Here is an 18,441-nt window from a genome sequence, read left to right as displayed (position 1 = left end):
GGTCGACGCCGTCGGGGTGGGAGCCGGCTTGCCGGCGATGAGGCCGGTCCTGCCAGGCGCCATTTCAGCGCCCAACCGGATACGCCGTGGTGTACTTCATCTGCTCCATGGCAAAACTCGAGGTGATGTTCGACAGGCCGTCGGTGCTGGTGATCAGCTTCTTGTAGAAGCGGTCGTAGGCGGCTATGTCGCCCACCACCACCCGCAGCATGTAGTCCCAGTCGCCGGACATGCGATACACCTCCATCACCTCCTCGAACGCCGTCACCGTGGCGGCGAACTGCGCCAGCCAGGCGCTGTCGTGACGCTGGGTCTTGAGCTGGACGAACACCGTCAGGCCCAGGCCCAGTCGCTCGGGGTCGAGCAGGGCGACGCGGCCGCGAATGTAGCCTTCCTCTTCCAGGCGCTTGACCCGCTTCCAGCACGGCGTGGTGGACAGGTTGACCGCTTCGGCCAGGTCCTTGAGGGACAGCGAGGCGTCGCGCTGGAGCAGGGTGAGGATGTGCTGGTCGAAACTGTCCATGACGTCGTGTCGCCGATTGCGGGAAAAGTTTTCCGAGAGTAGCCGCTCGCAGGGAACGTTGGAACCGTTTCTGCCGCTGCGTCGATGGAAATGTTCCGCTGGCGCCTTGGGGTGGTGGATATGAGATAGTGGTGGTTTTCCACCCTCAGGCAATGGACCCGACCATGTCCGACAAACCGCGCAATTTCGCCACCCGCACCATCCACGCCGGCGAGCAGTCCAGCGTCGCCGACAACGCCATCTTCCCGGCCATCGTCACTTCCAGCTCGTTCATCAAGCGCGGTCTGGACGACAACCCCGAATACGCCTACAGCCGGGTCAGCAACCCGACCCGGCATGCCTACGAGACCTGCGTGGCCGCACTGGAGGAGGGCGTCGGCGCGGTCGCCTGCGCCTCGGGCGTCAGCGCCACCGCCACGGTGCTCGAGCTGCTGTCCAAGGATGCCCATGTGGTGGTGATGAACGGCGTCTACGGCGGCACCTTCCGCCTGCTGGAAGACTACCGTGGACGCACCTCGGGCCTGACCACCACCTACGTCGACCTCAACGATGTCGAGGCGGTGGCCGCGGCCATCCGCCCCGAAACCCAGCTGATCTGGATCGAATCGCCGACCAACCCGCTGCTGCACCTGGTGGACATCAAGGCGGTCTGCGAACTGGCCCGTGAGCGGGGGGTGATGACCTGCATCGACAACACCTTCTGCTCGCCGTGGAACCAGCAGCCGATCACTTTGGGCGTGGACCTGGTGATGCATTCGGCGAGCAAGTACATCGGCGGCCATTCCGACCTGACCGGCGGCGTGGTGGTGGCGGCCAACCACGAGTTGCTGGGGCGCCTGCGCAAGATCAGCATGGCGGTCGGCGCGATCCAGGGGCCGTTCGACTGCTACCTGGCATTGCGCGGGCTGAAGACCCTCGATGTGCGCATGGAGCGCCAGAGCGCCAACGCCCTGCGTGTGGCGCAGTTCCTCGAACAGCATCCGCAGGTCGAGCAGGTCTACTACCCTGGCCTGGAAAGCCACCCGCAGCATGACCTGTGCAAGCGTCAGATGCGCACGGGCGGCGCGGTGGTGGCGCTGCGTATCAAGGGCGATCGGGCCGCGGTCAACCGCCTGGTCGAGGCGCTGTCGATCTTCGTCCTGGCCGACTCGCTGGGCGGTGTGGAGAGCATGATCAACCACTCCTGGAGCATGTCGCACAACTCCCTGAGCCCGGAGCAGAAGGGCGTGATGGGGATCAGTGAGAACCTGCTGCGGCTGTCGATCGGGATCGAGGATTACCGCGATCTGATCGAGGATCTGGAGGGGGCGCTGAAGGCTTCTGCGTAAGGGCTGCCGACGTCATCGCGGGGCAAGCCCGCTCCCACGATGGCCGCGCATGCCGTGGCGTTTGCGCGATACCTGGGAGCGGGCTTGCCCCGCGATAGCGTCGGTTGGGGAATCAGGATTTGGGTGGGTGGACGATGCGTTCGATCTTGTCCTTGATCAGCACCCGCTCCTTGCGCAGGCGGTTTACGGTGTCGTCGCCGGTGGCATTGCCTTCGGCGGCGAGCACTTCCTTGTCCTTGGCGTTGTATTCCTTGTGCAGCTTGTGCAGGTCGTGATCCTTGTCGATCAGGGCCTGGAACTGTTCGGCGGTCACGTGCAGGTCTGCGAGCAAATCATGCGGAACTGGCATTTCTTCACCTCTCTCAGGGTTGGTAAACGAGCCTGAACCAAGAGGATAGTCGCCTTTGCCGTATTGCGGGACTGGGTTAGGCTGTCGCATCCCCCTGCGTGAACGGAACCTGCGCCATGCCTCACCTGAACCTGGAATACAGCGACAACCTGCGCGATCTCAATGTCGATGTGCTGCTGCTGCGCCTGAACCACGCCCTGGTCGGCAGTGGCCAGTTTGCCGAAGAGCTGGACATCAAGAGCCGCGCCCAGGCCTTTGCCCAGTACCGGGTGGGCACCGCCCCGGGCGAACGGGCCTTCGCCCATGTGCGCCTGGCGATCCTCAGCGGGCGTACGCAGCAGGTGAAACAGCAGTTGTCGAACAGCCTGCTCGAGGTGTTGCGCGAGGCGATTGCGGCCCAGCCTGGGCTGGACATTCAGCTGTGCGTGGAAGTCCTGGATATCGACCGCGAGCCGTACGCCAAACTTCGCCTGCCTGGCTGAATGGCAGCTGAATGAAAGTTGTTTAATTCATGAAAGACGCCGGCCCACCAATTGTTGGCGTCTTTTTCACAAAAAATTGATGCTAGGCTTTCTAGAGTTCGGCCAACTTTCCAACCTGCCCGTCCGGGCGTGTTGGCCGCTGATGAACTCTTGTTGCGAACGCCATGCTCAAATTCAAATCCCTGCGCACCGAATGGGTCACGTTGCTGGCCAGCCTGTACCTGTTGATCGGCTTCAATACCTTGCTTTGGGAGCACCTGGAGTCCATCGTGCCGCCGGGCATGGTGGGGCTGTGGTTGAGCCTGGCATTCGCCGTGCTGATGCTGTTCGCCTTCAATCTCATCCTCACCTTGTTGGCGTTTCGTTATGTATTGAAACCAGTATTGATTGTATTGTTCATCAGCGGCGCAAGTGTCGCTTACTTCATGAATCAATATGGCGTACTTATTGACGCCGGCATGTTTCGCAATGTGGCCGAAACCAATGTTGCGGAAGTGCGCGACCTGCTTTCGTTGAAGTTCGCCGCCTATATCCTGCTGCTGGGTGTGCTGCCTTCGCTGCTGGTGTGGAAGGCCAGGATCGCCTATCGCCCCTGGCACCGCGAACTGTTGGGCAAGCTGGTGGTCAGCGGGGCCTGCGTCGCGGCCCTGGGCTCGGTGGCGCTGGTCAACTACCAGGGCTTGGCGTCGTTGTTTCGCAACCACCATGAACTGCGCCTGATGCTTACGCCGAGCAATATCGTGGGGGCCTCCATCGGCTATGTCAGCGAGCAGGTGGGCACGGCCACCCGGCCCTTCCAGCGCTATGGCGAGGATGCCCGTCGCGATGCGACCTGGCAGCAGCACCAGCGCAAGTCGCTGACCGTGCTGGTGGTCGGCGAGAGTGCCCGGGCGGAAAACTTCGGCCTGCTCGGCTATGCCCGCGACACCACCCCGCAATTGAGCAAGGAGCAGGGCCTGCTGAGCTTTACCGACGTCCACTCCTGTGGCACCGAGACTGCCGTGTCGGTGCCCTGCATGTTTTCCGGCATGCCGCGCAAGGACTACGACGCCCGCGTGGCGAAGAACCGCGAAGGCCTGCTCGACATCCTCCAGCGCGCGGGTTTGGCGGTGCAGTGGCGCGACAACCAGTCCGGCTGCAAGGGCACCTGTGACCGGGTGCGGTTCATCGATGTGAGCAACCTCAAGGACCCGGCGCTGTGCGCCAGTGGCGAGTGCCATGACGAGATCCTGCTGCAGGGCCTGGCCGAGTTGCTCGACAACCTCGACCAGGACACCGTGCTGGTGTTGCACCAGATGGGCAGCCATGGCCCGGAATACTTCAAGCGCTACCCGGCCGGCAGCGAACCCTTCACCCCGGTGTGCCGCAGCAACGCCCTGAACCAGTGCAGCCAGCAGGAGATCGTCAACGGCTACGACAACACCCTGGCCTACACCGACAAGGTGCTGGCGACCTTGATCGATACCTTGCGCAGCAAGCAGGACAAGGTCGACACCGCGATGATCTATCTTTCAGATCATGGCGAGTCGCTGGGCGAGTACAACCTGTTCCTGCACGGCACGCCCTACATGATCGCCCCGGAGCAGCAGAAGCACGTGCCGCTGCTGGCCTGGTTCTCCGACAGCTACCGCGAGGACTTCAGCGTGGACACCGAATGCCTGGGCAAGCTGCGCGATGCGCCGTTGTCGCAGGACAACCTGTTCCACTCGATGCTCGGCCTGTTGCAGGTACGCACCGAGGTCTACCAGCGCTCGCTGGACCTGTTTGCCGGCTGCCGCCCCTGGCTGGCGGCCGATCGCTGAGCGTACCGACGATCAGCACCAAGGATGGCGTGGCTTGCGAGGTTTCACCCATTGCGCCCGCGCCGTATATACTGCGCGCCAATGTTAGTGGGAGAGCCTCGTGGCCATCGAAATTCACTGGATCCGTGACGACCAGACCCTGGCCCAGCACTGCCAAAGCTGGCGTGAGCTGCCCTTTGTGGCCCTCGACACCGAATTCATGCGGGTCGACACCTTCTACCCGAAAGCCGGGTTGATCCAGATCGGTGACGGCAAACGTGCCTTCCTCATCGACCCTTTGCTGATTCGCGACTGGCAGCCGCTGGCCGAGCTGCTCGAAGACAATGGCGTGGTCAAGGTGCTGCACGCTTGCAGCGAAGACCTGGAGGTCCTGCTGCGCCTGACCGGCAAGTTGCCACAACCCTTGTTCGACACCCAACTGGCCGCCGGCTACCTGAACATCGGCTTCTCGATGGGCTATTCGCGTCTGGTTCAGGACGTGCTGGGGCTCGAGCTGCCCAAGGGCGAGACCCGCTCCGACTGGCTGCAGCGCCCGCTCTCGGAGACCCAGGTCAGCTACGCCGCCGAAGATGCCGTGCACCTGGCCGAACTGTTCAGCGCCTTGCGCCCGCGGCTGTCGGACGACAAGTACGCCTGGGTGCTCGAGGACGGTGCGGAGCTGGTTGCCGCGCTGCGCCGTGAAGTCGAGCCCGAGACCCTCTACCGCGACGTCAAGCTGGCCTGGAAGCTCGGCCGCCAGCAGCTGGCCGTGCTGCGCGAGCTGTGCGCCTGGCGCGAGCGTGAGGCCCGCAGCCGCGATGTGCCGCGCAATCGCATCCTCAAGGAACATTCGTTGTGGCCCATGGCCAAGAGCCAGCCGGACAGCCCGTCGGCGCTGGCGAAAATCGACGAAATGCACCCGCGTACCATCCGCCAGGACGGCGAGGCGCTGATCCAGCTGATCAAGCGCGCCGCCAGCCTGCCGCAGGAGCAATGGCCCGCGCCGCTGCCCGAGCCGCTGCCGATCGAAGCCGCCGGCATTCTCAAGCGCCTGCGCGCCATCGGCCAGGCCGAAGGCGAGCGCCTGGGCATCGCCCCGGAGCTGATGCTGCGCAAGAAAGCCCTCGAAGCGCTGCTCAAGAGCGGCTACCCCGACGGTCCCTATCAACTGCCCGATGCACTGCGCGGCTGGCGTCGCGAGCGCATGGGCCAGGCCCTGCTGGACGATCTGGCCGGTGCCGGAGATTCACGATGAAACGTATCTGCTCGATCTACAAGAGCCCCCGCAAGAACGAAATGTACCTGTATGTGCTCAAGGCCGATGGCCTGGAGCGTGTGCCCGAGGGGCTGCTGCCTTTCTTCGGCACGCCCGTGCACGCCTTCGACCTGGTGCTCAGCCCCGAGCGCAAGCTGGCCCGCGAGGACATCGCCAAGGTGCTGGAAAACCTCGACAACCAGGGCTACCACCTGCAGATGCCGCCGCCGGACGACGACTACATCGAGCACCTGCCCGAAGAACTGCTGCGTCGCAACGACCCGGCCTGATCCGGGCGCGGTCTCCTCTCTGTCTGCGGCCCGCCTGGCGGGCCGCTTCCGTTGTTTGCCAAGGTTGTGTGTCACATGCGCGTTCTGATCGCTGAACAGGATCATGCCAACTATGCCCGCCTGCTGGGCGAGGCGGCGCCGGACCTGGAGGTCCTGACCAGTGGCGATTCCGCCGAACTGGCCCGCCTGGCCCCCGACTGCCCGGTATGGCTGGGGCAGCCCGACCTGCTGGCCAGCCTGTTGCGCCAGGGCCACAAACCCCAGTGGATGCAATCGACCTGGGCCGGCATCACCCCGTTGCTGGCCGACGGCCTGCCGCGCGACTACCGGCTGACCCGGGCGGTGGGGATCTTTGGCCAGGTGATGGCCGAGTACATGCTCACCTACATGCTTGGCCATGAGCGCGATGTGCTGTCGCGCCTGGTCAGCCAGGTCGAGCGGCGCTGGGACGATCGGCCAGGGCGGACCCTGGAAGGACGCCGAGTGCTGATCGTCGGCACCGGGGATATCGGCCAGCAAGTCGCCGAGTTCCTCGTGCCCTTTGGCGTCACCTTGTACGGGGTAGCCAGCAGTGCCCGTGAGCAGGCGCCGTTCGTCGAGGTTGCCGGGCTCGACCAGTTGCCTCGCCTGGTCGGCGAGGCCGACTACGTGCTCAACCTGTTGCCCGACACACCGGCCACCCATGACCTGTACGATGCGGCACTGTTCAAGTGCTTCCGCTCCAGTGCCTTGTTCATCAACGCCGGGCGTGGCGTGGCGGTGGTCGATGCCGACCTGGTCGAGGCGCTCAAGCAAGGGCACCTGGCCGGCGCGGTGATCGATGTCTGCCGCCAGGAGCCGTTGCCCCAGCGCCACCCGTTCTGGACTGCCTGGGGGTTGCTGCTGACCGGGCACAGCTCGGCGCCGACCTCGCCGGCGGCGATGGTGCGGTTGTTCGTCGGGAATGCGCAGGCGTACGTGGCGGGGCAGGGGTTGCGGGGGGAAGTGGACTTCGCGCGGGGGTATTGATCGTAGTTCGGCCGTTGCGGCCCTATCGCCGGCAAGCCGGCTCCCACAGGAGACCGCGCAACCTTGTGGGAGCCGGCTTGCCGGCGATGGGCCGGTGCTAGCGAAGGAAGGCTTACAGGCTGAAGTCGCCTTCGGCCGCCAGTTCGCTCAACGGTCGGCGCGGGCTCGGCACTTCACGGGCCTGCAGGCCTTCGGCCAGGGTCGCCTTGTCGCCCAGCTTGCCGATTGCCACCATTGCGTGCAGTGCGTAGCCCTCGGGGATCTTCAGCTCGCGCCGGGCCAGGTCCTGGTCGAAGCCGGCCATGCCGTGGGTGTGCCAGCCGCTGATGCTGGCCTGCAACGCCAGATGGCCCCAGGCCGAGCCGGTGTCGAAGGTGTGCCACAGGGCCGGCTTCTCTTCATCGGAGCCGGGTGCGGCGAAGGTGGTCTTGGAGATGATCAGTACCAGCGCCGAGGCATGCTGTGCCCAGCTGCGGTTGAACTCGTTGAGGATGTCCAGGTAGCGCGCCCAGCTCGGCGTGTCGCGGCGGGTATAGAGGAAACGCCACGGCTGCGAGTTGTAGGCCGACGGCGCCCAGCGCGCGGCCTCGAGGAAGCTCAGCAGGGTTTCCTGGCTGATCGGCTCGTTGGTGAAGGCGCGGGGCGACCAGCGATTGATGAACTGCTCGTTGATGGCGTAGTCGGCGATGCGTGGGGTGGCGCTCATGGGGTGCTCCTGCAAGGGCTGGGACAAAGACCGCACGCTACTGCGTCCGGTGAGCACTGACAAGCGGTCTGGCGTTGCCGCCGGACTGCCTCTAGACTGGCGCCGCCGCGCGCCGCGGATTGATGTTGACTGCAGGAACACGTGTGATGATCGCCGATACCGCGCCCTTCTGGCGGCGCAAGACCCTCGACCAGCTCAATGCGCAAGAGTGGGAGTCGCTGTGCGACGGCTGCGGCCTGTGCTGCCTGCAGAAACTCGAGGACGAAGAGGACAACAGCGTCTACTACACGAGCATCGCCTGCAAGCTGCTCGACCTGCAGACCTGCCAGTGCAGCGACTATCCCAATCGCTTCCGCTTCGTGCCCGATTGCATCCAGCTGACCCCGGGCAAGGCCGACCAGTTCAAGTGGCTGCCGCCCACCTGCGGTTATCGCCTGGTCAGCGAAGGCCAGGACTTGCCGTCGTGGCACCACCTGGTCTGCGGCGATCGCGGGCAAGTGCATGAGCAACGCATTTCCCGGTCCGGGCGGATGCTCAGCGAGAACGATGTGGATGAAGACGACTGGGAAGACCACCTGATTTTTCGCGCGGGTTGAGCCGCGCGGCTACAAGGAGTTTCGCTATGCGTCGCCCGTTGTTGATGGTGCTTGGCCTGCTGCTCAGCACTCAGGCGCTGGCCAGGAAAGTCGATCTGGACTATCAGGTTCGCCTGTTGCCGCAGAGCGGCCAGGCCGAGGTGCGCCTGACCCTGGCCGACGGCAGCGTGGTGCGCAGCCTGGACTTCGACCTGGGCAAGGCCGGCGTCTACAGCGACTTCCTTGCTGATGGCCAGTGGCAGGTGCAGAACGGGCGCGGCGTCTGGCACCCGGCGTCAGGCAAGACCAGCCTCAGCTACCGCGTGCTGCTCGACCAGCAACCCAAGGGCGGTGTCCATGAAGCCCGCATGACCGCGCAGTGGGCGCTGTTCCGTGGCGATCAGCTGGTGCCGCCGGCGCGCCTCGACCAGCAGGACGGCACCGAGCTGGTGTCGCGCCTGGCTTTCGACCTGCCGGCCGGCTGGAAGAGTGTCGAAACCGCCTGGCCGCGCATCGGTCGGCAGAAATTCCGCATCGATGACGTATCGCGCCTGTTCGACCGCCCCACCGGCTGGATGCTCGCCGGCAACCTGGGCAGCCGCCGTGCGCGTCTGGGTGATACCGAGGTGACCGTCGCCGCGCCGCAAGGGCAGGGCATGCGCCGCATGGACACCTTGACCCTGTTGACCTTCGTCTGGCCGCAGTTGCAGTCGGTGTTTCCACGCAACCCGCCCAAGTTGTTGCTGGTCGGTGCCCGCGACGAGATGTGGCGTGGCGTGCTGCCAGGCAACAATTCCCTGTACTTGCACAGTGGCCGGCCGCTGATCAGCGAGAACGGCAACAGCCCGCTGTTGCGCGAACTGGTGCAATTGTTCGCCCAGATCAACGACCGCGATGGCAGCGACTGGCTCGGCGAGAGTTTGGCCGACTATTACGCCAGCGAGCTGCTGCGGCGTGCTGGCGGCATGAGCGACGACCGTTACGAGGCATTGCAGGCGCGCTTGCACAAGCTTGGCGACAAAGTGAATCACCTCAAGGGTGCCAAGGCCAGCCCGGCCCAGGTGGCCCGCGGCGTGCTGCTGTTGCAGGCGCTGGACCGCGAGATCCGCCTGCACAACCACGACAAGCGCTCGCTGGACGATGTCGCCCGGGCGCTGATGCGCCTGTCGAGCGTCAGCACCGAGGAGTTCGTGCAGATCAGCGAGAACGTCCTGGGGCGGCAGTCCGAAGTATTGCAAAGCAAGGTATTGCGCTAGGCGCAGGATTTATCGCGGGGCAAGCCCGTTCCCACGACCCCGGACATCATTTTGAACGCCGGCTCGTGGGAGCGGGCTTGCCCCGCGACGCTTTCAACCGCCAGTCACCGTCGCGGTACGGGTTGCTGCCTCGGCGCTGGCCTTCAGCGCCTTGAGCTCGGCAGCCCCTCGTTCTATGTCGCAATGCAGGCGCAGGTATTCGGCGCGATGCCGCAGCCACCACGCCTTGGTCGAGCAATGCCCGCTCACGCCACGGGCCAGCGCCAGGCCGCCGACGGCAACCTGCAACATCCCCAGCAGGCCACCGTGGCGTAGCCCCTTACTGATCATCAACGCGCCCCCAGCCAGGGAGCTGACGCGCTCCAGGCCGTGGACATTGTGTTCCGGTGTGTCCGTTGTCCAATGGGTATCGTGCATTGCCGGGTCTCCTCAGGTTGGTGATATCCAGCAGACTTTGCTCAGCGTGCAAGCGTTCAGTGTAATTTGCCGCGTGGCTGCCCCGGATAACTTCGATGCTCCCCTGAGCAGGAGGGGTTATAGCAATTGGCTGCAGATGCTGTTGGCGAGCGTGTTGGTTGTAATGAAGCTTTTGCTCAGCGTATTTAATCGCTGTGACATGAAAGAGTCGCCGTGGCTGAACGACTATGGAGAATCTCTAAATCTCGCTTTTGCCGTTGCCGTTGCTGTTGTTTTTTGCTTTTGCTTCTAAGTGCGCGATAGTTCAGGCGACACAAATTGCGACTTCAGGAGGCCGAACGGAGGTCTTGCGGAGGGAGGTGACGGGCATGGATGCCCGTCAAGCGCTGCGCCCCAGGATGGGGCGTTCAGCGCGGTCCTCCCGGGAGCAAGGCCGGAGTGAGGGGACCCCGGAGCAAAGCGTAGGGGCCGGATGAGTGGAGCGAGGATTTTTTGGTTCCTTTTTGATCCTTCAAAAAGGGACCCGCCGTAAGGGCGGAAAGGTGATTATGCGTCACCATCGCAAATGAATGCGCATATAACTTTTAAAACATACGCTGTGTAAGTCAAAGTCAAAGTCAAAGTCAAAGTCAAATGCGATCGGCGTGGGTTTCCACAGTTGTAAGCGCATTCATTTACTATACTGACGCATAGTCACCTTTTCGCCCTTACGGCGAGTCACTTTTTGTCAAACGCGACAAAAAGTAACCAAAAAACGCTGCGCTCCATTCATCCGGCCCTCCGCTTCGCTCCGGGTCCCCTCACTCCGGCCTTGCTCCCGGGAGGACCGCGCTGAACGCCCCATCCTGGGGCGCAGCGCTTGACGGGCATCCATGCCCGTCACCTCCCTCCGCAAGACCTGCGTTCGGCCTCCTGAAGTCGCGAAGTTACGGGCGGCGCCTGGGCTGGCGCAGCTGTCGCTCGCGGGCTTCGGGGGTAGACTTCTGATCGGCAACGGCAACGGCAACGGCAACGGCAACGGCAACGGCAACGGCAACGGCAACGGCAACGGCAACGGCCCACGGTGGCGTGTACTTCGCCACGTAGACGCCTGGCTTGCACAGGAGCCGGATGTGATCAAATACCCCCGTAATCCCTAAGCCCCACCTCATGTGAACCGTTCATCAAAAAAGCTGTAGACACATTGTCTAACGGCGCTCTATATTCATTATACAAATTGTAGACACAAGCATATGACAACCAAAAAGGCCGCCATGAAAGCCAACGCTGATGTCCAACCGTCCACCGACGAGGTGCCCATCGATCGCAAGGGCGTGCTTGCCGAGGCCCTGCGCCGGCGCATCCTCAGCATGGAGCTGGCGCCGGGAGCGGTGGTCGACGAGCTGGCGCTGTGCGACGAATTCGGCTTGTCGCGGCCTCCGGTTCGCGAGCTGTTGCGGCAGATGGCTGCCGAGGGTTATGTGGAGCTTGAGGCCAACCGGGCCCCGCGGGTGGCGGCGATGAACCACGATTCGCTGCACAGCTTCTTCCTGGCCGCGCCGCTGATCTACATCGCCACCACGCAACTGGCGGCCACCCATGCCACGGAGGCGGAGATCGAAGGGCTCAAGGCCATCCAGGCACTGTTCCGCCAGGCCATCGAGAGCAAGGACGTGGAAAACCGCGTGCTCTACAACGATGCCTTCCACCTGGAGATCGGCAAGATCGCCCACAACGACTACCTGCTGCCCAGCCTGCGCCGCCTGCTGATCGACCACACCCGCCTGGGCAAGATCTTCTACCGTCACCCGACCACCGACGACATGCAGCGCGACCTCGAGCTGGCCTGCATGCAACACGATCAGATGATCGAGGCGATCGAACGCCGCGATCCGCAAACCGCGGGGCAACTGGTGCGCGAGCACTTCGAGCTGTCCCGTCGGCGCATGGCCGAATACGCGGCGCCCCAGGGAATGGAAGTGGCACTGGCCTTGTGACGTGATGCTCACCGCCCCCCAATCTTCCGGCAGGAGGCCGGAACGGGCGGGCGTGATGAGGAACAGACCTAACAACAATATCTGGTTCCTGAAATGACAAAGATCACCTCGTTGCCCGCCGACGACAGTACCTGCGGCTGGTACCACCTGAGCAAGGGGCGCCGCACCCGGGCGCCGCACGCCGGCCATACCACGGCGCGCTGGGTCATCGTCGGTGCCGGGTTCACCGGCCTTGCCGCCGCGCGGCAGCTGGCGCTGAACTTTCCCGAGCAGCAGATCGTGCTGCTGGAAGCCCAGGAGGTCGGCTTCGGCTCGTCCGGGCGCAACGCCGGGTTCGCCATCGACCTGCCCCATGACATCGGTGCCGATGACTACATCGGCGACATCGGCGTGGCGAGCAAGACGCTCAAGCTCAACCTCAGTGGCCAGGCGTTCCTCAAGGAGCTGGTGGAGCGCTTCCAGATCGACTGCCAGATGAAGCACTGCGGCAAGTACCAGGCCGCCGTCGAGCCACGCGGCGTCGCCGTGCTCGATGCCTACCGCCGGGGCCTGGACAAGCTCGGCCAGCCCTACGAGATGATCGAGGCAGACGAGCTGCCCGAACACATCGGCACCACGTTCTACCGCAAGGCCTTGTTCACGCCGGGCACTTCGCTGGTGCAGCCCTCGGCGCTGGTCAAGGGGCTTGCCGACAGCCTGCCGGCCAATGTCACCCTGTACGAGCACACGCCGATCACCGAGGTCGAGTACGGCGCCAAGACCGTGCTGCGGCATGCCAACGGCTCTATCACCACCGACAAGCTGATCCTCACCACCAATGCCTTCGGCATGAGCTTCGGTTTCCTCAAGGGCCGCATGCTGCCGGTGTTCACCTATGCCAGCCTGACCCGCCCGATGACGCCCGAGGAACAGCTGCGCCTGGGCGGCAAGCCTTACTGGGGGGTGATCCCGGCCGATCCGTTCGGCACCACCGTGCGACGCACGCCGGACAATCGCCTGCTGATCCGCAACAGCTTCAGCTTCAACCCCGATGGCCGGGCCAACCGCAAGTACCTGGAACGCTTTGCCGTGCGCCATCGCGATGCCTTCGAGCGGCGCTTCCCGATGGTATCCGGCCTGCCGTTCGAGCATACCTGGGGTGGCGCGCTGGCGATGTCGCGCAACCACACGGGTTTTTTCGGCGAACTGTCGCCCAATGTCTATGGCGCCCTGTGCTGCAACGGCCTGGGCGTGACCCGCGGCACGGCCACCGGCAAGTTGCTGGCCGACTGGCTGGCGGGCGAACGCAATGAACTGATCGATTTCGTGCTGAATGCGCCGGGCCCCTGCGCCAATCCACCGGCCGCGCTGGTGTCGTTGGGCCTTAACCTTAATCTCAAGTGGGGGCAATACCGCGCCGGGCAAGAAAGTTGATGTGATTTAAAGCGTTATTAACAACTTGATATTCGCTGGGCGTTGATTGCCCGGCCTGCGGTTTCTATTGCGTGCTGTTTGGGTTCGAAGTGCAACTTCGACCGTTCGGAGCTGAAATTGAATTTCGGTTTCGCGGGTTCGCTCGCCCTCAAAACGGCCTGCGTTTGATGATGGCAGGAGACAATAATGACAAATACCAATGTATCAATCGAAGACGTACCGCTTAATCGCTTTCATCAATTGCTCACCGTGCGTTCCGGCGGTGGCTCGTTCGTCGATGGTTATGTGCTGAGCATCATTGGCGTGGCCCTGGTGCAGATGTCTGCGGGCCTTTCGTTGAGCAGTTTCTGGCAGGGCATGATCGCCGCTTCGGCGTTGATCGGGATTTTCTTCGGCGGTTTTCTCGGTGGCTGGCTGACCGACCGCTTCGGGCGCAAACGGGTGTTCTTCGTCGGCCCTATCTTGTTCATCCTCGCCTCGCTCAGCCAATTCTGGGTGGAGTCGGGGCTGGTGCTGTTCCTGCTGCGTTTCACGCTCGGTATCGCCGTGGGCATCGAATACCCCGTGGCCACTTCGCTGCTGGTGGAGTTCCTGCCCAGGAAGAACCGTGGCCCGCGCCTGGCCACCCTGACCATTCTCTGGTTCGCCGGTGCGGCCTTCGCCTACATCCTCGGCGACTTCCTCCTGCGTCAGGGCGGCGACGATGCCTGGCGCCTGGTGCTGGCCAGCCCGGCGCTGATCGGCGCGCTGCTGTTCCTGATCCGCCTGGGGACGCCGGAGTCGCCGCGCTGGCTGCTGAGCAAGGGCCGTGCAAGTGAAGCGGAGGCGGTGATCAAGAGCGTCTACGGCGACACCTTCTCCCTGCGCAACCTGCCCGAGGAGCCGGAGCAGAAGAAGCTGTCGTTCCTCAGCCTGCTGCATTCGGGCTATGGCAAACGCATGATGTTCGTCGCGGTGTTCTGGTCCTGCTCGGTGATCCCGGTATTCGCCGTGTACGCCTTCGCGCCGAAGGTGCTTGGCGCGCTCAACCTCAAGGGCGACTGGGCCTCGTTCGGCTCGGTGGCGATCACCTTGCTGTTTGTGGTCGGTTGCATCGTCGCCACGCGGCTGATCAACAGCATGGGCCGGCGCAGCATGCTGATCCACAGCTTCTTCTGGTCGGGGCTGGCGCTGCTGGGGCTGGGTGTGTTCCACGCAGGTTCGGAACTGCTGATCCTCGCTCTGTTCGGCGCCTACGCGCTGTTCATCGGCGGCGCCCAGGTGCTGCAGCTGGTCTACCCCAACGAACTGTTCCCCACCGAGATCCGCGCCAACGCCGTGGGCGTCGGCACCTCGCTGTCGCGGGTTGGCGCTGCGATCGGCACATGGCTGGTGCCGCTGGTGCTCGATGGCTATGGCATCGCCTTCACCATGTACGCGGCAGCCGCAGTCACCTTGCTCGGCTTGCTGGTGGCCTGGGCACTGGCCCCGGAGACCCGTGCGCTCAACCTGCAGCAGGCAGCCGCCCTGAATTGATCCCTTGCACCGCGCCGGGGTTGCCCGACGCGGCCTGAAACCTTGTGTCCAATGGAGTACCTGATCGTGAAATTCGAAGGCATCTACACCCCGGCAATCACCCCCCTGGCCACTGACGGCTCGATCGACAAGGCGGCCTTCGCCGAGGTTCTCGAATACCTGGTCGAGGCGAAGATCCACGGTGTGATCATCGGCGGCTCCACCGGCGAATACTACGCCCATACCACCCAGGAGCGCGTCGAGCTGGCGGCCCAGGCCAAGGATGTGCTCAACGGTCGCCTGCCGCTGATCGTCGGCACCGGCGGCATCCGCACCGAGGACGCCGTGGCCTTCGCCAGGCACGCCAAGGAGATCAAGGCCGATGCGCTGCTGGTCGGCACACCGCCCTATGCGCTGCCGACCCAGCAGGAAATTGCCCTGCATGTAAAAGCGGTGGACGCCGCCGCCGGCCTGCCGATCATGCTCTACAACTATCCCGGCCGCATGGGTGTGAGCATGGGCGATGAGTTCTTCGATGCGGTGGCCGATGTGCAGAACATCGTCGCCATCAAGGAAAGCTCCGGCGACATGGCCCAGTTGCACCGCCTGGCCATTCGGCGCCCGCACATCCAGCTGTCCTGCGGTTGGGACGACCAGGCCCTGGAGTTCTTTGCCTGGGGCGCGAAAAGCTGGGTCTGCGCCGGCTCCAACTTCATCCCCCGCGAGCATGTGGCGCTTTATGAGGCGTGCGTGCTGGAGAAAGACTTCGACAAGGCGCGCCGCATCATGGCGGCGATGATGCCGCTGATGGACTTCCTCGAAGGGGGCAAGTTCGTCCAGTCGATCAAGTATGGCTGTGCCCTCGACGGTTTGCGCAGCGGTGGCGTACGCAAGCCTTTGCAGGACCTTGACGGGGCCGAAAAGCAGGCACTCGAGCGGGTGGTCGGCGAACTCAAGCGCAATGTCGCGCAGATCACAGGAGGTGCCTGAACATGGCTGAATTGCTCAGCAAGGCCGAATACGCGGCCATCGCCGCGAAACTGCACCCGCGTACCCAGGCGTTCATCGACGGCGAGTTCCGCGATGCCGTCGCGGGTAACACCTTCGTCACCAGCAACCCGGCTACCGGCCAGTTGCTGGCCCAAGTGGCCGCCTGCGACGTGCAGGATGTGGACCTCGCGGTGGCGGCTGCCAAGCGTGTGTTCGAGGCCGGTACCTGGTCGAAGCGCCAGCCGGGCGAGCGCAAGCAGGTGCTGCTGAAGTTTGCCCAGTTGCTGGAGGACAATGCCCACGAACTGGCGGTACTGGAAAGCCTGGACAGCGGCAAGCCGGTAAGCGAGTGCCAGAATGTCGATGTGCCGGAAACCATCCACACGATCCGCTGGCACGCCGAACTGATCGACAAGCTCTACGACAACACCGCGCCCACCGGCAACGCTGCGGTGACCCTGGTGGTCCGCGAGGCCATCGGCGTGGTCGGCCTGGTGCTGCCGTGGAACTTCCCGCTGCTGATGCTGGCCTGGAAGATCGCCCCGTCGCTGGCCGCCGGTTGCTCGATCGTGGTCAAGCCGGCCAAGGAAACCACCCTCAGCGCGCTGCGCGTGGCCGAACTGGCGCACCAGGCCGGCATTCCGGCAGGGGTGTTCAACCTGGTGCCGGGCGGTGGCCGTGAGGTGGGCGAGGCCATCGGCCGCCACATGGATATCCCGATGGTCAGCTTCACCGGTTCCACCGACACTGGCCGGTTGTTCCTCAAGTATGCCGCCGAGTCCAACCTCAAGCGCATCGTGCTGGAGTTGGGTGGCAAGAACCCGGCGGTGGTGATGAACGACTGCGAGGACCTGGACGAGGTCGCGCAGTTCGTCACTGCCGGGGCGTTCTGGAACATGGGCGAGAACTGCTCGGCGTCGTCGCGGCTGATCGTGCACGAGGCGGTGAAGGACGAGTTGCTCGGCCTCATGGCCAAGCACCTGAAGGACTGGCAGCTGGGTGATCCGCTCGACCCGGAAAACCGCCTGGGCGCGATGGTCAGCAAAGCCCACTTCGAGAAGGTGCGTTCATACCTGGAGTACGCCGCCGAGCATTCGCTCAAGGTGGTGCAGGGGGGCGAGACGCAGGAAGGTGTGTACGTGCAACCGACCATCGTCGACGGCGTGGCGCGGGACAGCCGCCTGTTCGTCGAGGAAATCTTCGGACCGGTGCTCAGCGTGACCAGTTTCACGACCATCGACGAAGCCATCGAGCTGGCCAACGATACGGTCTACGGCCTGGCCGCGTCGGCCTACACCGGCAGCCTGCGCAATGCCTTGCGCCTGTCGCGGGAGATCCGCGCCGGGGTGGTGACGGTGAACTGCTTCGGCGAGGGCGATGCTTCGACGCCATTCGGCGGCTACAAGGAGTCCGGGTTTGGTGGCCGCGACAAATCGCAGTGGGCGCATGACCAGTACACGGAGCTGAAGACCATCTGGATCAACGCTACGTAAGCGTCAGCAGGATCGGCCTTATCGCCGGCAAGCCGGCTCCCACAGGTACTGTGCATGACATCTGGCCAACTCGGACAGTGTGGGAGCCGGCTTGCCGGCGATGCGCCGCGTCAGCGGCGCCTATGGACATGATGCTTGCATACGCATGCCCCAGGCGTTCATTCCGGCGTTACTTGAACTTGGGCCCCGACCGCGTATTCAACCCCTTGGCCATGCGGTCATACAGCACCACATTCACCGTCGCCGCCAGGTTCATGCAGCCCTGGGTCGGGATATAGATGGTCTCTTCGCACCAACCGCGCACGTCTTCGCTCAGCGAGCCATCCTCAGGTCCGAAGATGTAGATCGCCCGGTCCGGGTGGGTGTATTCGGGCAGGGGGCGCGCACCGTCCACCAGTTCTACCGCCACCGGCGTGCAACCCAGGGGGATGATGCGCTGCAGGTCGTCGATGCCGATCAGCGGGATGTCGTAGTGCACGCGCTTGGTATCGGTGACGAAATCCCGGGCGCGCTCATAGCGCTTGCCGGTGTAGAACACCGAATTGACCCCATAGCAGCCGGCCGCGCGCATCACCGAACCGACGTTCTCGGCGGATTTGGGGTTGAACAGGCCGATGCAGCTGTACCGTTTGTTCGCCACGTGTCGGGGCCCTTCGCAAAAAAAGAGCGCGATTATACGGGCTTGCCGACACGGCGGGGGCGGGAATCGACGGTCAGTCCTTCTTCATCAGCGCGGCCAGGCCGGCGAACGGGTTGTGGGTGGCCACGGCGACTTTCGGCGTGCTCAGCGAACCTTCGCTGAAATACTGCTGGTCGGTGTAGCGGGCGTGCTCGTTGTCGTGGCAGTACAGGCACAGCAGTTCCCAGTTGGAGCCGTCCTGGGGATTGTTGTCGTGGTTGTGGTCACGGTGATGCACGGTCAGTTCCGACAGGCGTTTGCCGGAGAACTCGCGGGTGCAGCGGCCGCAGACGTGGGGGTACATTTTCAGCGCCTTGTCGCGATAGCCCATTTCCTTGTCGCGCTTGGCGTCGGCGAGGATACGGTCGAGGCGGGCGGTGGCGTCGGAGGTGGAACTCATGGTGTTACCTTTTTTCTAATCAGGGC

20 protein-coding genes are annotated in these 18,441 nt (G+C 63.9%); 14 read left to right on the top strand and 6 right to left on the bottom strand.

The genetic code is table 11. The annotated features are described in order from the left end of the window. Positions 1 to 64: 64 nt before the first annotated feature. On the bottom strand, positions 65 to 523 hold the full coding sequence (locus CCOS191_RS20075) for an Lrp/AsnC family transcriptional regulator (protein WP_046856697.1): 459 nt from the start codon (positions 521 to 523) through the stop codon (positions 65 to 67). Between the two features lie 152 nt (positions 524 to 675). Between CCOS191_RS20075 and CCOS191_RS20070 the strand changes: the two genes are divergently transcribed. Next, the gene (locus CCOS191_RS20070) at positions 676 to 1,851 is read left to right on the top strand and encodes a trans-sulfuration enzyme family protein (RefSeq protein WP_046856696.1); all 1,176 of its coding nucleotides are present in this window, start codon (positions 676 to 678) and stop codon (positions 1,849 to 1,851) included. Positions 1,852 to 1,963: 112 nt separating this feature from the next. On the opposite strand, the gene CCOS191_RS20065 is transcribed toward CCOS191_RS20070, so the two are convergent. Then, positions 1,964 to 2,200, bottom strand: coding sequence for a YdcH family protein (locus CCOS191_RS20065; protein ID WP_046856695.1), 237 nt, complete (start codon positions 2,198 to 2,200; stop codon positions 1,964 to 1,966). 116 nt (positions 2,201 to 2,316) lie between these two features. On the opposite strand from CCOS191_RS20065, the gene CCOS191_RS20060 reads away from it, so the two are divergent. The 5 genes from CCOS191_RS20060 to CCOS191_RS20040 all read left to right on the top strand — a co-directional run bounded on the left by CCOS191_RS20060 (position 2,317) and on the right by CCOS191_RS20040 (position 7,016). Then, positions 2,317 to 2,682: a 5-carboxymethyl-2-hydroxymuconate Delta-isomerase gene (locus tag CCOS191_RS20060; RefSeq protein WP_046856694.1), complete on the top strand. Its 366-nt coding sequence runs from the start codon at positions 2,317 to 2,319 to the stop codon at positions 2,680 to 2,682. 164 nt (positions 2,683 to 2,846) lie between these two features. Then, positions 2,847 to 4,484: a phosphoethanolamine transferase gene (locus CCOS191_RS20055; protein WP_046856693.1), complete on the top strand. Its 1,638-nt coding sequence runs from the start codon at positions 2,847 to 2,849 to the stop codon at positions 4,482 to 4,484. A 100-nt stretch (positions 4,485 to 4,584) separates the two neighbouring features. Beyond that, positions 4,585 to 5,718 carry a ribonuclease D gene (rnd, locus tag CCOS191_RS20050; RefSeq protein ID WP_046856692.1) on the top strand — a complete coding sequence of 378 codons (1,134 nt, stop codon included), beginning with the start codon at positions 4,585 to 4,587 and terminating at the stop codon, positions 5,716 to 5,718. After that, a complete protein-coding gene (locus CCOS191_RS20045) occupies positions 5,715 to 6,008 on the top strand; it encodes a YcgL domain-containing protein (RefSeq protein WP_023630461.1) in 294 nt (97 codons plus the stop codon). The genes rnd and CCOS191_RS20045 overlap by 4 nt, the downstream gene beginning before the upstream one ends. Positions 6,009 to 6,083: 75 nt before the next feature. Then, positions 6,084 to 7,016 (top strand): D-2-hydroxyacid dehydrogenase, encoded by a 933-nt coding sequence (locus CCOS191_RS20040; protein ID WP_046856691.1) that lies wholly within the window; start codon positions 6,084 to 6,086, stop codon positions 7,014 to 7,016. Positions 7,017 to 7,128: 112 nt separating this feature from the next. On the opposite strand, the gene CCOS191_RS20035 is transcribed toward CCOS191_RS20040, so the two are convergent. Continuing rightward, positions 7,129 to 7,722, bottom strand: coding sequence for a nitroreductase family protein (locus CCOS191_RS20035; protein ID WP_046856690.1), 594 nt, complete (start codon positions 7,720 to 7,722; stop codon positions 7,129 to 7,131). Positions 7,723 to 7,868: 146 nt separating this feature from the next. Here CCOS191_RS20035 and CCOS191_RS20030 point away from each other — a divergent pair, with 146 nt between their 5' ends. Both CCOS191_RS20030 and CCOS191_RS20025 read left to right on the top strand, forming a co-directional pair. Continuing rightward, complete coding sequence (locus tag CCOS191_RS20030; protein WP_046856689.1) at positions 7,869 to 8,318, top strand: YcgN family cysteine cluster protein; 450 nt, start codon at positions 7,869 to 7,871, stop codon at positions 8,316 to 8,318. Positions 8,319 to 8,344: 26 nt separating this feature from the next. Continuing rightward, positions 8,345 to 9,553, top strand: a complete 1,209-nt coding sequence (locus CCOS191_RS20025) for a hypothetical protein (RefSeq protein ID WP_046856688.1) — start codon at positions 8,345 to 8,347, stop codon at positions 9,551 to 9,553. Between the two features lie 93 nt (positions 9,554 to 9,646). Here CCOS191_RS20025 and CCOS191_RS20020 read toward each other — a convergent pair whose 3' ends face one another. Then, positions 9,647 to 9,970, bottom strand: a complete 324-nt coding sequence (locus CCOS191_RS20020) for a YgaP-like transmembrane domain (protein ID WP_046856687.1) — start codon at positions 9,968 to 9,970, stop codon at positions 9,647 to 9,649. 872 nt (positions 9,971 to 10,842) lie between these two features. On the opposite strand from CCOS191_RS20020, the gene CCOS191_RS20015 reads away from it, so the two are divergent. The 6 genes from CCOS191_RS20015 (at position 10,843) to CCOS191_RS19990 (ending at position 17,336) form a co-directional block, all read left to right on the top strand. Next, entirely contained in the window at positions 10,843 to 11,109 is a 267-nt protein-coding gene (locus tag CCOS191_RS20015) for a hypothetical protein (RefSeq protein WP_046856686.1), read from the top strand. Between the two features lie 114 nt (positions 11,110 to 11,223). Continuing rightward, positions 11,224 to 11,946: a GntR family transcriptional regulator gene (locus CCOS191_RS20010; RefSeq protein WP_046856685.1), complete on the top strand. Its 723-nt coding sequence runs from the start codon at positions 11,224 to 11,226 to the stop codon at positions 11,944 to 11,946. A gap of 93 nt (positions 11,947 to 12,039) precedes the next feature. After that, on the top strand, positions 12,040 to 13,359 hold the full coding sequence (locus tag CCOS191_RS20005; protein WP_046856684.1) for an NAD(P)/FAD-dependent oxidoreductase: 1,320 nt from the start codon (positions 12,040 to 12,042) through the stop codon (positions 13,357 to 13,359). 186 nt (positions 13,360 to 13,545) lie between these two features. Further along, the gene (locus tag CCOS191_RS20000; RefSeq protein WP_046856683.1) at positions 13,546 to 14,874 is read left to right on the top strand and encodes an MFS transporter; all 1,329 of its coding nucleotides are present in this window, start codon (positions 13,546 to 13,548) and stop codon (positions 14,872 to 14,874) included. Between the two features lie 66 nt (positions 14,875 to 14,940). After that, complete coding sequence (locus CCOS191_RS19995) at positions 14,941 to 15,843, top strand: dihydrodipicolinate synthase family protein (protein WP_046857879.1); 903 nt, start codon at positions 14,941 to 14,943, stop codon at positions 15,841 to 15,843. 2 nt (positions 15,844 to 15,845) lie between these two features. Then, positions 15,846 to 17,336, top strand: coding sequence for an aldehyde dehydrogenase (locus tag CCOS191_RS19990; RefSeq protein ID WP_046856682.1), 1,491 nt, complete (start codon positions 15,846 to 15,848; stop codon positions 17,334 to 17,336). A gap of 169 nt (positions 17,337 to 17,505) precedes the next feature. On the opposite strand, the gene CCOS191_RS19985 is transcribed toward CCOS191_RS19990, so the two are convergent. Further along, on the bottom strand, positions 17,506 to 17,976 hold the full coding sequence (locus CCOS191_RS19985; RefSeq protein WP_046856681.1) for an RNA methyltransferase: 471 nt from the start codon (positions 17,974 to 17,976) through the stop codon (positions 17,506 to 17,508). Between the two features lie 73 nt (positions 17,977 to 18,049). Further along, complete coding sequence (locus CCOS191_RS19980) at positions 18,050 to 18,415, bottom strand: YajD family HNH nuclease (protein WP_023632486.1); 366 nt, start codon at positions 18,413 to 18,415, stop codon at positions 18,050 to 18,052. Positions 18,416 to 18,441 lie beyond the last annotated feature (26 nt).

This window comes from Pseudomonas sp. CCOS 191 (genome assembly GCF_001007005.1).
Taxonomy (GTDB): Bacteria; Pseudomonadota; Gammaproteobacteria; order Pseudomonadales; family Pseudomonadaceae; genus Aquipseudomonas; species Aquipseudomonas soli.
This window is presented reverse-complemented; position numbering and strand designations above follow the sequence as displayed.

What these genes read in the sequence shown, in the direction of transcription:
- CCOS191_RS20045 (WP_023630461.1), top strand. Translation starts at nt 5,715, where the DNA reads ATGAAACGTATCTGCTCGATCTACAAGAGCCCCCGCAAGAACGAAATG.
- CCOS191_RS19990 (WP_046856682.1), top strand. Translation starts at nt 15,846, where the DNA reads ATGGCTGAATTGCTCAGCAAGGCCGAATACGCGGCCATCGCCGCGAAA.
- CCOS191_RS20000 (WP_046856683.1), top strand. Translation starts at nt 13,546, where the DNA reads ATGACAAATACCAATGTATCAATCGAAGACGTACCGCTTAATCGCTTT.
- CCOS191_RS20025 (WP_046856688.1), top strand. Translation starts at nt 8,345, where the DNA reads ATGCGTCGCCCGTTGTTGATGGTGCTTGGCCTGCTGCTCAGCACTCAG.
- CCOS191_RS20020 (WP_046856687.1), bottom strand. Translation starts at nt 9,970, where the DNA reads ATGCACGATACCCATTGGACAACGGACACACCGGAACACAATGTCCAC.
- CCOS191_RS20075 (WP_046856697.1), bottom strand. Translation starts at nt 523, where the DNA reads ATGGACAGTTTCGACCAGCACATCCTCACCCTGCTCCAGCGCGACGCC.
- CCOS191_RS20030 (WP_046856689.1), top strand. Translation starts at nt 7,869, where the DNA reads ATGATCGCCGATACCGCGCCCTTCTGGCGGCGCAAGACCCTCGACCAG.
- CCOS191_RS20005 (WP_046856684.1), top strand. Translation starts at nt 12,040, where the DNA reads ATGACAAAGATCACCTCGTTGCCCGCCGACGACAGTACCTGCGGCTGG.
- CCOS191_RS20060 (WP_046856694.1), top strand. Translation starts at nt 2,317, where the DNA reads ATGCCTCACCTGAACCTGGAATACAGCGACAACCTGCGCGATCTCAAT.
- CCOS191_RS20070 (WP_046856696.1), top strand. Translation starts at nt 676, where the DNA reads ATGGACCCGACCATGTCCGACAAACCGCGCAATTTCGCCACCCGCACC.
- CCOS191_RS20035 (WP_046856690.1), bottom strand. Translation starts at nt 7,722, where the DNA reads ATGAGCGCCACCCCACGCATCGCCGACTACGCCATCAACGAGCAGTTC.
- CCOS191_RS20040 (WP_046856691.1), top strand. Translation starts at nt 6,084, where the DNA reads ATGCGCGTTCTGATCGCTGAACAGGATCATGCCAACTATGCCCGCCTG.
- CCOS191_RS20065 (WP_046856695.1), bottom strand. Translation starts at nt 2,200, where the DNA reads ATGCCAGTTCCGCATGATTTGCTCGCAGACCTGCACGTGACCGCCGAA.
- CCOS191_RS19980 (WP_023632486.1), bottom strand. Translation starts at nt 18,415, where the DNA reads ATGAGTTCCACCTCCGACGCCACCGCCCGCCTCGACCGTATCCTCGCC.
- CCOS191_RS20015 (WP_046856686.1), top strand. Translation starts at nt 10,843, where the DNA reads ATGCCCGTCACCTCCCTCCGCAAGACCTGCGTTCGGCCTCCTGAAGTC.
- CCOS191_RS20010 (WP_046856685.1), top strand. Translation starts at nt 11,224, where the DNA reads ATGAAAGCCAACGCTGATGTCCAACCGTCCACCGACGAGGTGCCCATC.
- CCOS191_RS20055 (WP_046856693.1), top strand. Translation starts at nt 2,847, where the DNA reads ATGCTCAAATTCAAATCCCTGCGCACCGAATGGGTCACGTTGCTGGCC.